This is a genomic window from Streptomyces sp. NPDC028289, from assembly GCF_055565975.1.
Map to the genome: position 1 here is coordinate 170,156 of NZ_JBVHTI010000007.1, position 13,046 is coordinate 183,201.

Annotated in this window: 12 protein-coding genes and 1 riboswitch; of the genes, 7 read left to right on the plus strand and 5 right to left on the minus strand. The window is 70.3% G+C overall.

What is annotated here, in order from left to right; translation table 11 throughout:
* Positions 1–34: 34 nt before the first annotated feature.
* Entirely contained in the window at positions 35–1,288 is a 1,254-nt protein-coding gene (gene nagA, locus ACZ4UV_RS33930; RefSeq protein ID WP_467843180.1) for an N-acetylglucosamine-6-phosphate deacetylase, read from the minus strand.
* Positions 1,288–2,226, minus strand: a complete 939-nt coding sequence (locus ACZ4UV_RS33935; RefSeq protein WP_467843183.1) for an ROK family protein — start codon at positions 2,224–2,226, stop codon at positions 1,288–1,290. The genes nagA and ACZ4UV_RS33935 overlap by 1 nt, the downstream gene beginning before the upstream one ends.
* Before the next feature lie 129 nt (positions 2,227–2,355).
* On the opposite strand from ACZ4UV_RS33935, the gene ACZ4UV_RS33940 reads away from it, so the two are divergent.
* The 3 genes from ACZ4UV_RS33940 to otsB all read left to right on the plus strand — a co-directional run bounded on the left by ACZ4UV_RS33940 (position 2,356) and on the right by otsB (position 4,890).
* The gene (locus ACZ4UV_RS33940) at positions 2,356–3,627 is read left to right on the plus strand and encodes an extracellular solute-binding protein (protein WP_467843871.1); all 1,272 of its coding nucleotides are present in this window, start codon (positions 2,356–2,358) and stop codon (positions 3,625–3,627) included.
* A 17-nt stretch (positions 3,628–3,644) separates the two neighbouring features.
* Positions 3,645–3,878: a DUF3263 domain-containing protein gene (locus tag ACZ4UV_RS33945; protein WP_351484342.1), complete on the plus strand. Its 234-nt coding sequence runs from the start codon at positions 3,645–3,647 to the stop codon at positions 3,876–3,878.
* A 160-nt stretch (positions 3,879–4,038) separates the two neighbouring features.
* Positions 4,039–4,890: a trehalose-phosphatase gene (gene otsB, locus ACZ4UV_RS33950; protein WP_467843186.1), complete on the plus strand. Its 852-nt coding sequence runs from the start codon at positions 4,039–4,041 to the stop codon at positions 4,888–4,890.
* A 54-nt stretch (positions 4,891–4,944) separates the two neighbouring features.
* Here otsB and ACZ4UV_RS33955 read toward each other — a convergent pair whose 3' ends face one another.
* Both ACZ4UV_RS33955 and ACZ4UV_RS33960 read right to left on the minus strand, forming a co-directional pair.
* Positions 4,945–6,381 carry an alpha,alpha-trehalose-phosphate synthase (UDP-forming) gene (locus ACZ4UV_RS33955; protein WP_467843188.1) on the minus strand — a complete coding sequence of 479 codons (1,437 nt, stop codon included), beginning with the start codon at positions 6,379–6,381 and terminating at the stop codon, positions 4,945–4,947.
* 94 nt (positions 6,382–6,475) lie between these two features.
* On the minus strand, positions 6,476–7,420 hold the full coding sequence (locus tag ACZ4UV_RS33960; protein WP_390042125.1) for a glucosyl-3-phosphoglycerate synthase: 945 nt from the start codon (positions 7,418–7,420) through the stop codon (positions 6,476–6,478).
* A gap of 157 nt (positions 7,421–7,577) precedes the next feature.
* Positions 7,578–7,739: riboswitch (SAM riboswitch) on the plus strand.
* Between the two features lie 18 nt (positions 7,740–7,757).
* Between ACZ4UV_RS33960 and thrC the strand changes: the two genes are divergently transcribed.
* From thrC to groL, 4 genes are all read left to right on the plus strand, one after another.
* On the plus strand, positions 7,758–9,041 hold the full coding sequence (gene thrC / locus ACZ4UV_RS33965) for a threonine synthase (RefSeq protein ID WP_390042123.1): 1,284 nt from the start codon (positions 7,758–7,760) through the stop codon (positions 9,039–9,041).
* 43 nt (positions 9,042–9,084) lie between these two features.
* Positions 9,085–9,360 carry a ubiquitin-like small modifier protein 1 gene (locus ACZ4UV_RS33970; RefSeq protein ID WP_294001193.1) on the plus strand — a complete coding sequence of 92 codons (276 nt, stop codon included), beginning with the start codon at positions 9,085–9,087 and terminating at the stop codon, positions 9,358–9,360.
* Positions 9,361–9,828: 468 nt separating this feature from the next.
* Positions 9,829–10,035 carry a cold-shock protein gene (locus ACZ4UV_RS33975; protein ID WP_007493268.1) on the plus strand — a complete coding sequence of 69 codons (207 nt, stop codon included), beginning with the start codon at positions 9,829–9,831 and terminating at the stop codon, positions 10,033–10,035.
* A gap of 322 nt (positions 10,036–10,357) precedes the next feature.
* Positions 10,358–11,980, plus strand: a complete 1,623-nt coding sequence (groL, locus tag ACZ4UV_RS33980; protein WP_294001208.1) for a chaperonin GroEL — start codon at positions 10,358–10,360, stop codon at positions 11,978–11,980.
* Positions 11,981–12,184: 204 nt separating this feature from the next.
* On the opposite strand, the gene ACZ4UV_RS33985 is transcribed toward groL, so the two are convergent.
* Entirely contained in the window at positions 12,185–12,970 is a 786-nt protein-coding gene (locus ACZ4UV_RS33985) for an alpha/beta fold hydrolase (protein ID WP_467843192.1), read from the minus strand.
* Positions 12,971–13,046 lie beyond the last annotated feature (76 nt).

Sequence of the window (13,046 nt, forward strand, 5' to 3'; positions counted from 1 at the left end):
GCCTAGGGTCGCCGTCTCTCAACAGGGGGATGGATCAGGACAGTTCGGGTGCGATCACCCACGCACCCCGGCGCATCACGCCCTTCAGCGTGAAGTCCGCGTCCAGAACGAGCAGGTCCGCGTCCTTGCCGGGCTCCAGGGAGCCGACGCGGTCGTAGAGGCCCAGCAGCCGCGCCGGGTTGGCGGACAGGGCGGCGACGGCGTGCTCGACGGGGAGCCTGTCGACGGTGACCGCCCGCTGCAGCGCGCGGTCCAGCGTCAGCGTGGAACCCGCGATGGCACCGCCGTCCACCAGCCGGGCCACCCCGTCGGTGACCTCGACCTCCAGCGGGCCGAGGAGGAAGCGGCCGTCACCGCTGCCGGCCGCGTCCATCGCGTCCGTGATGAACGCGACCCGGTCCGGACCCGCGTGGTGGAAGGCCAACTGGAGCGCGGCCGGGTGCAGGTGCGTGCCGTCGTTGATCAGCTCGACCGTCACCCGCTCGTCCTCGAGCAACGCGGCGATCGGACCGGGCGCGCGGTGGCCGATCTGCGGCATCGCGTTGTACAGGTGGGTGGCGACCGTGGCGCCCGCGTCGATCGCCTCCACGGTCTGCTCGTACGTCGCGTCCGTGTGGCCGACGGCCGCGATCACGCCGTGTTCCGCGAGGAGTCGTACCGACTCGATGCCGCCGGGGAGTTCGGTGGCGAGCGTGACCATCTTCGCGTGCCCGCGCGCCGCGTCCACCAGCTTGCGGACCTCCGCCGGGTCCGGGTTCCGCAGCAGCGCCTCGGAGTGGGCGCCCTTGCGGCACGGGGAGATGAACGGGCCCTCGAAGTGGATGCCGGCGATGTCGCCCTGCTCGGCGAGCTCGGAGAGGAGACCGGCCTGGCGGACCAGGACGTCCATGTCGTCGGTGACGGTGGAGGTGACCAGGGTGGTCGTGCCGTGGGTGCGGTGCGTGTGGACGCCGGTGAGGATCTGCTCCGCGGTGCCGGAGCTGAAGGAGGCTCCGCCGCCGCCGTGGTTGTGGATGTCGACGAAGCCGGGCAGGAGCCAGTGGCCGGTGAGGTCGATGACCTGGGCGTTCTCGGGACCGTCGGCGGCGATTTTCGTGCCGTCGACTGCGAGTCGGCCGTTTTCGATTACTCCGGTGGGGAGGACTACCCGGGCACCGGAGAGGACCAGTCCGTGGTCTGCGGGCTGCGGGTCCGTGGGGGCTGGTCGCGCCCGCGCGGCGGTAGCCGCAAGTTGGACACTGCCCCGCGCCCCTGAAGGGGCGCTGTAGTGCGGCTCTTTCGCAGCCATCAGGGGGTTACCTCCGGAGTGGTCGTCGTCAACAGGTCCTGGGCGAGCAGGCCCGCCCCCAAACAACCGGCCGTGTCTCCCAGTTCGGCCGGGACGATCGTCGGCAGTTTCTGGAACGTCACCCGGCGCTGCACCGCCTCCCGCAGGGGCTCGAACAGCACGTCTCCCGCCTCCGCCAGGCCGCCGCCGATGATGAGGACGCGTGGGTCCAGCAGGGTGAGGGCCGTGACCAGGCCGTCGGCCAGGGCGGCCACCGCCTCGTCCCACACCCGGACGGCGTTCGGGTCGCCGGACGTGACGGCCTTCGCGCAGTCCGCCGCGTCCGCGTCCGGGTCGCCGCAGGCCTTCGCCCACGCCTCGCTCACCGCGGCCGCGGACGCGTACCGCTCCAGACAGCCGCGCTGCCCGCACGGACAGGGGGCACCCTGCGGCCGTACGACGACGTGGCCGATCTCGCCCGCGAAGCCGTGCGCGCCCGACTCCACCCGGCCGTCCAGGCCGAAGCCGCCCGCGATCCCGGTGCCGAGGGCCACGAAGAAGAAGCGGTCCGCGCCCCGGCCCGCGCCGAGCCTGCCCTCGGCCAGGGCGCCGGTGCGGACGTCGTGGCCGAGGGCGACCGGGATGCCGAGGCGGTCGGCGAGGAGGGCGCGCAGCGGGACGTCGCGCCAGCCGAGGTTGGCCGCGTAGACCGCGACGCCGGCCCGCTCGTCCACGATTCCGGGGACCGCGAGCCCGGCCGCGGACCCCGGCTCGCCGAGGTGCTGCTCGCCGTACGCCCGCAGCTCGGCGGCGAAGTCGAGGATGGCGGTGACGACGGCGTCGGGGCCGCGGTCCCGGCCGGTCGCCCGGCGGTCCCGGTGGAGCAGCTCGCCGTCCGGGCCGACCAGTGCGGCCTTCATTCCGGTGCCGCCCACGTCCAGGGCGATGACATGTCTCACGGGAACAGTGTGGCCCGTCTACCCGGGAGAGGTCTAGTCCACTTGCGTGGTGTAGACCTTATGGGTCCACATATTGAACGGCGAGACAGTTAGACAGGGGCAGTACACGTGCGGCGGCGTAGGGCAGGAATGATCGCGGTGGTGTCCGCAACGGGCATGACGGCGGTCCTCGGTGGGTGCGGGACGACGGGCTCCTCGGACGTCACCCTCAGACTCGTCGCCGCCGACTACGGAGACTCCGCCGCCAACAGCTCCCAGAAGTACTGGGACAAGCTGGCCGCGGCGTACGAGGCGCAGCACTCCGACGTGAAGGTCGACGTCACCGTCTACTCGTGGAACGACGTGGACCGCAAGGTCAAGGACATGGTCGCCGCCGGCAAGGCCCCCGACCTGGCGCAGATCGGCGCGTACGCCGACTACGCGGCCGCCGGCAAGCTGTACGAGGCCGGTGACCTGCTCTCCATCCCGGTCCAGGCCGACTTCCCCTCCCAGCTCGCCGAGGCGGGCCAGTGGAACCACGCGCAGTACGGCATACCCTTCGCCGCCTCCACGCGCGTCCTCTTCTACAACAAGACCCTCTTCTCCCAGGCCGGCATCACCACCGCGCCCACCACCTGGGACGAGCTCGAGGCCGACGCGAAGTCGCTCAAGGCGGACGGTGTGAAGTACCCGTACGCGCTGCCGCTCGGCCCCGAGGAGGCGCAGGCGGAGACCATGCAGTGGCTGCTCAGCGGCGGCAGCGGCTACACCGACGACACCGGCACGTACACGATCGACTCCTCGCAGAACATCGACACCCTCACCTGGCTCAAGGACGAGCTGGTCGGCAAGGGCCTGACCGGCCCGGTGGCCCCCGGCAAGCTGAACCGCGCGGCCGCGTTCACCGCCTTCGCCGACGGCCAGGTCGGCATGCTCAACGGCCACCCCACGCTGATCAAGCAGGCCGAGAAGAAGGGCGTGAAGTTCGGCGCGGTCCCGATGCCGGCCCGCGCCGGCCAGAGCACCAGCACCGCGTCCATGGGCGTCGCCGACTGGATGGCGGCGTTCAAGCAGAACGGCCACGCCAAACAGATCGGCGACTTCCTGAACTACGTCTACAGCGAGAAGAACGTCCTCGCCTTCTCCCGCGAGTACGGCCTGCTGCCCGTCACCACCTCCGCGTCCCAGGCGATGACGGACTCCACGCGGGCCGAGGACAAGCAGCTGCGGCCCTTCCTGGAGCAGCTGCCCACCTCGGAGCTCTACCCCGCGGGCAAGACCTCCTGGGCCGCGATCAGCGCCGACATCAAGAAGCAGATCGGTACGGCGGTGAGCCCGACCGGCGACCCGACCGGCGTCCTCACCCGGATCCAGGCCGAGGCGGCGACGGCGGACAGCCGTACGGCGGCGGCGACCGGCTGAGCGCTACCGTTCTCGCCATGGACCGGCATGAACTGGGCGAGCGCGAGCAGGCCGTCCTCGCCCTCGAACGCCGGGGCTTTGCGAGCCCCGGCGCGAAGGAACGCGCGATCCGCGAGGAACTGGACCTGGCTCCGGTGCGCTACTACCAGCTGCTGAACGCTCTGCTGGACGACGAGCGGGCGCTGGCCCATGATCCGGTGACGGTGAACCGGCTGCGGCGGGTACGGGAGGCGCGCCGCTCGGAGCGCTGAGCCGGGGATTCGCGCCCCCGCCGCCCCTACCCGTCCCGTCCTCCAGGGGGCTGTGCCCCCTTCGGCCCCCGTTCGGTGGAGACGGATGTGCGGGCCGGTGGGGGCTGGGCGCGCAGTTCCCCGCGCCCCTGAAGGGGCGCGCTCGGATACTGTCGGCTGCATGGGAACCCACATCACGGAACCCCTCCCGACGCCGCGCACCGCCGCCGGGCGTGACGGCCTCGCCGCACTCCTCGCGCAGCCCGGCTCCGCCCTCGTCGGCCTCGACTTCGACGGCACCCTCGCGCCGATCGTCGCCGACCCCGAGCAGGCGCGGGCCCACCCGGATGCCGTACCGGTGCTGGCCGCGCTCGCCCCGAAGGTGGCCGCCGTCGCCGTCGTCACCGGCCGCCCGGCCGAGGTGGCCGTCCGCTACGGCGGCTTCGCGGGCGTACCCGGCCTGGAACACCTCGTCGTCCTCGGCCACTACGGCGCCGAACGCTGGGACGCGGCGACCGGCGAGCTCACCGCCCCGCCCCCGCACCCCGGCATCGCCGCCGTCCGCGCCGAACTCCCCGCACTCCTCGACCGCGCCGGAGCCGTGCACGGCACCTGGACCGAGGAGAAGGGCCGGGCGATCGCGGTCCACACCCGCCGCGCCCCCGACCCCCAGGCCACCTTCGAAACCCTCCGGGCCCCCCTCACCGACCTCGCCACCCGGCACGGCCTGATCGTCGAACCGGGCCGCCTCGTCCTGGAACTCCGTCCCCCGGGCATGGACAAGGGCGTGGCCCTGCGCGAGTACGCACGGCACATCAACGCCGGCGCGATCCTCTACGTCGGCGACGACCTGGGCGACATCCCCGCCTTCGCCGCCGTGGAGAAACTCCGCGAGGAGGGCGTCCCGGGCCTGTCGGTATGCAGCGGCAGCGAGGAGGTCACGGAGTTGGCGGACCGTTCCGACCTGGTGGTGGAGGGCCCGGAAGGGGTAGTACGCCTGCTGAGAAGCCTGGCAGCATTGAGCGCCCCGTAAGGGGCGCGGGGAACTGCGCGACCAGCCCCCACCGGCCCGCAGCCGAATCTCGGCCTACCCCCCCAACGCCCCCAACTGCTCAAGAAACCAGGCCGCCGGCGGCAATGCCGTAGCCGCCGCGGCCAGCCTCTTGCACCGCTCCGCCCGCTCCTCCACCGGCATGGCCAACGCCAGTGCCAACGCGTCGGCCGTCCCTCCGATGTCGTACGGGTTCACGACCACCGCGTCCTCGCCCAGCTCCTCGTACGCCCCGGCCTCCCGCGACAGCACGAGCACACACCCCTCGTCCGACACCACGGGAATCTCCTTGGCGACCAGGTTCATCCCGTCCCGGATGGGGTTGACGAGCGCCACGTCGGCCAGCCGGTACGCCGCCAGCGACCGTGCGAAGTCGTCCTTGACGTGCAGGACCACCGGCGTCCAACCGGGCGTCCCGTAGGCGGCGTTGATCTCGTCCGCGACCCGCTGCACCTCCGCCGTGTAGTCCCGGTAGACGGCGAGGTCCTGCCGCGACGGGTACGCGAACGCGACGTGCACCACCCGCTCTCGCCACTCGGGACGGTCGTCGAGCAGCTGCCGGTACGCCAGCAGCCCCCGCACGATGTTCTTCGACAGTTCCGTCCGGTCGACCCGGACGATCGTCTTCCGCCCTTCCCCGATCTCCTCCCGAAGAGCGGCCATCCGCTCGCCGACGTCCGGCTCGTGCGACCGCTTCCGCAGGAAGTCCGCGTCGGCACCCAGCCCGTGCACCCCGATCCGGGTCCCGCCGGACGACGGATCGGCGGCCGGGATCCCCGGGCCCAGCACCGCATGACAGCAGTCGACGAACGCGTCCGCCCACCGCCGCGTCAGGAACGCCGCGTGATCGGCGCCCAGGATCCCGCTCAGCAGCTCCGCCGCGATGTCGTCGGGCAGGAGCCGGAAGTAGTCCGGCGGTGCCCAGGGGGTGTGGGAGAAGTGGCCGATGCGCAGGTCGGGGCGGAGCCGGCGGAGCATCCGCGGGGCCAGTGCCAGGTGGTAGTCCTGGATGACCACCACCGCCCCCTGGCCCGCCTCCTGCGCCAGCGCTTGTGCGAAGGCGCGGTTGTAGGCCTGGTACGAACCCCACTGCCGCCGGAACTCCGCGTCGAAGACCGGCTCCAGCGGGGTCTGGTAGAGCATGTGGTGGACGAACCAGAGGACCGAGTTCGCGATGCCGTTGTACGCGTCGGCGAAGACGTCCGCGTCGATGTCGAGCATCCGGACCTGCTGCCCGCCGGTCTCCCCGGCCGGCAGCCTGCCGCCCTCGGCCCGCCGCACCGCCTCCCGGTCACCGTCGCCCAGTGCCGCGCACACCCACACCGCGTTCGCGTCCGACCCGATGGCCGACAGCCCTGAGACCAGCCCGCCGCCGCCCCGTTTGGCGTGCAGCGAACCGTCTTCGCGCAGCTCGTACGAGACCGGGCCGCGGTTCGAGGCGACCAGCACCTCGGCACCGCCGGTGGAAGCCATGGGGGAAGACATACGCCACAACCTAGCCCGGCCCGTAAACGCTCAAACGTACGGCCGCGCCCGACGCGCCGCCGTATACGGCCGTACGGCGAAGTCACGCCACCTTGCGCTCGGCGTACTCCGTGATCTCCACCATCGGCGGCCGTTCCTCCGTGTCCACCGAGTACGTGCGCGGTTCGAAGCCGTCCTCGCCCCGTTCGAACTGGGTGAGGGAGGGGCGGATCAGGTGGCCGCGGGCCAGCCGGAGCTGGGCCGTGCGGTAGATCGCGGCGGACATCCGGCCGAGGGCCTGGCCGTCCTGGTGGCGGTGCTTGCGGACGCCGACGTCGACCTGGGCGAGGGCGTCGAGGCCGACCAGGTGCAGGGCGTCGACCAGCATGCCCAGCTCCACGCCGTAGCCGACCGGGAAGGGGAGCTGTTCCAGCAGCGAGCGGCGGGCCGCGTACTCGCCGCCGAGCGGCTGGACGAAGCCGGCCAGCTGGGGCCAGTGCATGTTCAGCAGCGGACGGGCCATCAGCTCGGTGACCCGGCCGCCCTGTCCGGCGGCGCCGCCGAGCGGGCGGTCGTACATCGCCTTGACCAGGTCCACGTCCGGGTCGGTGAGGAGCGGGCCGACGATGCCGGTGACGAAGTCGGAGGAGAACTCCCGCAGGTCGGCGTCGACGAAGCAGACGATGTCCCCGGTGGTGACCAGGAGGGAGCGCCAGAGGACCTCGCCCTTGCCGGGTACGGCGGGGATGCGGGGCAGGATCGCGTCGCGGTGCACGACGCGGGCGCCGGCCGCCGCGGCGACGGCCGCCGTGCGGTCGGTGGAGCCGGAGTCGACGACCACGATCTCGTCGACGAGCGGCACCTGCTGCATGAGGTCGTGGCGGATGATCGCGACGATGTCGCCGACGGTCTCCTCCTCGTTGAGCGCGGGCAGCACGACGCTGACCGTCTGCCCGGAGGACCGTTTGGCGGCCATGATCCGGTGCAGCGGACGATCGGATACGGACCAGGAGCGGGTGGCCAGCCAGCGCTCGACTTCTTCCAGCACGGTCAGCGGCTCCTCACTGTCACGGCCACACGACGACGTGTGATCCATCTCGCGTTACGGACGACTCTCTCAACTGTCCTGGCCTTCGGTTACAGTCTTGAACAACGCCGATGACCATCGCATGTCCTGGGGTCACCCGGCGTCGACAACCGCATACCGCTCATCCAGAGGGGCAGAGGGATACGGCCCGTTGAAGCCCCGGCAACCCTCCAGTCGGTTCTCGTAGATCGCCGATCAGTGTCGATCGTCCGCGAGGCTCCCGACTAGGGAAGGTGCCAAATCCGTCTCACGGCGAGATGCGTCGTGAGGAAGATGAGGAGAAAGGGCCTCGCCTCACATGGCTGTGCAGACTGTTGCAAGCACCACGGATTCCACCGTCGACCTCGGCCCCGCCGCAGCCCTCAGCTGCCGCGAGTGCGGTCACCGCGTGCCGCTCGGCCCGGTGTTCGCCTGCGAGGAGTGTTTCGGCCCGCTGGAGATCGCGTACGACTTCTCGGCGTACGACACCGAGGAGCTGCGGAAGCGGATCGAAGCGGGTCCCGCGAACATCTGGCGCTACGCGCCACTGCTGCCCGTCCCCGCGGACGTGGCGACCAAGCCGAACATCAACCCCGGCTGGACCAAGCTCGTCAAGGCCGACAACCTGGCCCGTGAGCTCGGGGTGACCGGCGGGCTGTACGTGAAGGACGACTCCGGCAACCCGACGCACTCCTTCAAGGACCGCGTCGTCGCCCAGGCCGTCGAGGCCGCCCGCGCCTTCGGCTACACCACCCTCTCCTGCTCCTCCACCGGCAACCTGGCCGGCGCGGTCGGCGCCGCCGCCGCCCGGGCCGGCTTCCGCTCCTGCGTGTTCATCCCGCACGACCTGGAGCAGGGCAAGGTCGTCATGGCCGCGATCTACGGTGGCGAGCTCGTCGGCATCGAGGGCAACTACGACGACGTGAACCGTTTCTGCTCCGAGCTGATCGGCGACTCGGCCGGCGAGGGCTGGGGCTTCGTCAACGTCAACCTGCGGCCGTACTACGCGGAGGGCTCCAAGACCCTGGCGTACGAGATCTGCGAGCAGCTCGGCTGGGAGATCCCGGACCAGCTGGTCATCCCGATCGCCTCCGGCTCGCAGCTCACGAAGATCGACAAGGGTCTGCAGGAGCTGATCAAGCTCGGGCTCGTCGAGGACAAGCCGTACAAGATCTTCGGTGCCCAGGCCGAGGGGTGCTCGCCGGTGTCGGTGGCCTACAAGGAGGGCCACGACGTGGTCCGCCCGCAGAAGCCGAACACCATCGCCAAGTCCCTCGCCATCGGCAACCCGGCCGACGGGCCGTACGTCCTCGACATCGCGCGGCGCACCGGCGGCGCGGTGGAGGACGTCACCGACGAGCAGGTCGTCGACGCCATCAAGCTGCTCGCGCGGACCGAGGGAATCTTCGCGGAAACCGCCGGCGGGGTGACGGTTGGAGTCACCAAAAAGCTCATTGAGAATGGGTTGATTGATCCGGCGAAGTCGGTCGTTGTACTCAACACCGGTGATGGGCTGAAGACGCTGGACGCAGTGGCGGGGACTGGACTCACCGCGACCATTCGCCCGAATCTGGAGTCTTTCCGCGAGGCCGGGCTCGCCTGAGTCCCCCGAGAAATAGGGCGTTGCCCAGACCGGAGGTAAAAACGTGAGCGTCACCGTTCGCATCCCCACCATCCTGCGCACCTACACCGGTGGTCAGGCCGAAGTCGCCGCCGAGGGCGCCACTCTCGGCGAGGTCATCTCGGACCTGGAGAAGAACCACACCGGGATCTCCGCGCGGGTTCTCGACGACCAGGGCAAGCTGCGCCGGTTCGTCAACGTGTACGTCAACGACGACGACGTCCGCTTCGAGCAGGGCCTGGAGACCGCCACCCCGGACGGGGCCGGCGTCTCCATCATCCCGGCCGTCGCGGGCGGCTGACCTGCCGACCTGCTTGACAGGCTGATCGAATGACCGAACATTACCTTCGGTAACGCCGATCACCGACTGTTCATCTGATTGCCCCCTCCGTGAGAGAAGCGGAGGGGGCAATTCTGTGTGGTTGAGCGCGGTACAGTTGGGGAAAGCGGTCCCGATCTCCAGGTCGGGAGCCCTGTATTCGATACCGCGAGCCCGACAAGAAGTAGCCAAAGTGTGCGGGTTATATGCGGCTTTTGTGGCCTTTACGGGGCCCGACTTGCCCTGAATTCGGCCGAATTCTTGCTACATTCCGGACCCCTTCCGTCCAGAATTCTCGTCCGATTGACCTGTTGCAGACGGCAGTTGGACAGATACATTCAGCCGCGGTCGACGCGTTCCGGCGCACGCCCCCAACCAATGGGGGGTGAGGTCTGACCCGGATCCGCGAAGTGTGGATCTGTGCAAGGGCCAGTAATAGGGGAGTTAGGCATGGCTCAGGGCACCGTCAAGTGGTTCAACGCGGAGAAGGGGTACGGCTTCATCGCGGTCGACGGTGGTGCGGATGTTTTCGTCCACTACAGCGCGATTCAGATGGACGGCTACCGCACCCTGGAAGAGGGTCAGCGGGTCGATTTCGAGATCTCGCAGGGCCAGAAGGGGCCGCAGGCGGACATGGTCCGGCTGGCGACCGGCTGAAGCACGCGCCGACTGACAGCGACGTTCTTCTGTACTTCTTCGAAGGGCTCGTGCCTCCCGGGGCACGGGCCCTTCGGCATGCCCGGCGCATGCCCGCAAGGGCCTGACTCCGGGGGCCGATCCCCGGGAGGCGCTTGCACTCGGCATGGGCGAGTGCTAATCATTGGCGTTAGCACTCTGAAGGTGAGAGTGACAACGAAGGACCGGGTCGGTGAGGCCCGCAGGCCGGGTGGGGCAAGGAACCCACGGGTCGGCGAGCCGTCCGTCGCGGGCGCGGGCGCGGTCCGAAGACTCACCCCCAGTCCTGGAGGGACCACTTCACATGGCCAAGATCATCGCGTTCGACGAGGAGGCGCGGCGCGGCCTTGAGCGCGGTATGAACCAGCTCGCCGACGCCGTCAAGGTCACCCTCGGCCCCAAGGGCCGCAACGTCGTCCTTGAGAAGAAGTGGGGCGCCCCCACGATCACCAACGATGGTGTGTCCATCGCCAAGGAGATCGAGCTGGAGGACCCGTACGAGAAGATCGGCGCCGAGCTGGTCAAGGAAGTCGCCAAGAAGACGGACGACGTCGCCGGTGACGGTACGACCACCGCGACCGTTCTCGCCCAGGCCCTGGTCCGCGAGGGCCTGCGCAACGTGGCCGCCGGCGCCAACCCGATGGCCCTGAAGCGCGGTATCGAGAAGGCCGTCGAGGCGGTCTCCGGTGCGCTGCTTGAGCAGGCGAAGGACGTCGAGACCAAGGAGCAGATCGCCTCCACGGCCTCCATCTCCGCCGCCGACACCCAGATCGGCGAGCTCATCGCCGAGGCCATGGACAAGGTCGGCAAGGAAGGCGTCATCACCGTCGAGGAGTCCCAGACCTTCGGTCTGGAGCTGGAGCTCACCGAGGGTATGCGCTTCGACAAGGGCTACATCTCGGCGTACTTCGCCACCGACATGGAGCGTATGGAGGCGTCCCTCGACGACCCGTACATCCTGATCGCCAACTCGAAGATCGGCTCCGTCAAGGACCTGCTCCCGCTCCTGGAGAAGGTCATGCAGTCGGGCAAGCCGCTGCTGATCATCGCCGAGGACGTCGAGGGCGAGGCCCTGTCGACCCTGGTCGTCAACAAGATCCGCGGCACCTTCAAGTCCGTCGCCGTCAAGGCCCCGGGCTTCGGCGACCGCCGCAAGGCGATGCTGAACGACATCGCCATCCTCACCGGTGGCGAGGTCATCTCCGAGGAGGTCGGTCTCAAGCTGGAGAACACGACCCTCGACCTGCTGGGCCGCGCCCGTAAGGTGGTCATCACCAAGGACGAGACCACCATCGTCGACGGCGCCGGCTCCACCGAGCAGGTCCAGGGCCGGGTCAACCAGATCCGCGCCGAGATCGAGCAGTCCGACTCGGACTACGACCGCGAGAAGCTCCAGGAGCGCCTGGCGAAGCTCGCCGGTGGCGTCGCCGTCATCAAGGCCGGTGCCGCGACCGAGGTCGAGCTCAAGGAGCGCAAGCACCGCATCGAGGACGCCGTTCGCAACGCGAAGGCGGCCGTCGAGGAGGGCATCGTCGCCGGTGGTGGCGTGGCCCTGCTGCAGGCCTCCCAGGTCTTCGAGAAGCTGGAGCTTGAGGGTGACGAGGCGACCGGCGCGCAGGCCGTGAAGCTCGCCCTCGAGGCCCCGCTGAAGCAGATCGCCGTCAACGCCGGCCTCGAGGGCGGCGTCGTGGTGGAGAAGGTCCGCAACCTCACCCCGGGTCACGGCCTCAACGCCGCGACCGGCGAGTACGTCGACCTGGTCGCCGAGGGCATCATCGACCCGGCGAAGGTGACCCGCTCTGCCCTGCAGAACGCCGCCTCCATCGCCGCGCTGTTCCTCACCACCGAGGCCGTCATCGCCGACAAGCCGGAGAAGGCCGCCGCGGCCGCTCCGGGCGGCATGCCGGGCGGTGACATGGACTTCTGAGCCTGAGGCTCGGATGTTCTGACGCAGCACCGAGGGCGGCACTTCCTGTTCGACAGGGGGTGCCGCCCTTCGCTGTGCCCGGCGGGCTTCGGCCGTTGTGCCGGGGGCGGTCCGGTGGATCCTGCCGCAGACGCGGGGTCTGGCACGCCCTCCCTCAGAGACGGCTACCGCTGCTTTCCAGCGACTTGATCCGCCGGCCGGCGCCTAGCGCGCGAGGAACGGCCCCAGCGCCGCGGTGAGTTCGAGGGGTGTGTCCAGTGCGACGAGGTGTCCGGCGGCGGCGAACTCGACGAGGGTGGCGTCCGGGATTCCGGCGGCGTACCGGCGGGCGATGTCCCGGAAGTCGGCGGTGTCGAGCCCGCCGATCCCCACCAGGGTGGGGACGGAGACGGCGGTGATGTCACCGGCCGTGGTGCCCTGGGAGTGCCTGCCCACAACGTCCTGGTTCACCAGCGACGTCCGCAGCGGGCCGCGGAGTTCGTCGGCGAGTCCGGCGGCGACGTCGTGCCACCCGCGGGCCGGCCCGCGCAGCCACATGTCCAGGTTGACCTGGACCGCGGTGTCCAGGTCGCCCGCGGCCAGGGCGGCCGTCTCCGCCTCGTCGTACGCGACCATCTCCGCGGACCAGTCGTATCCCGGCCAGGGCGGGGCGAACAGTGCCAGGGAGTGCACCCGGTCCGGCTGGGCGAGCGTGAACTCCACGGCCACCCGGCCGCCCCAGGACGCGCCCACCAGCCGGACCCGTTCGAGGCCGAGGTGGTCCAGGAGGCGCCGCAGGTCGTCGGTCTCGTCGAACGGCCCGGTCGGGGGCGCGGACTCGCCGAAACCGCGCAGGTCGTACCGGACGACCGTGTGCCGGGCCGAGAGGGCGGGCACGACCGCGTCCCACATGCGGTGATCCGCCACTCCGGCGTGCACGAGCACGACCGGCGGCCCGTCACCGTCGACGACATAGGAAAGGTGGCCGAGATCGTCGGCGAGCGTCAGCATCTGCAGATGCTCGCAGGGCGCCGGTGGGGCCGCCACCCGGTAGGGCGGCGCTTCGTGGCGGGGGTCACACGGCTTC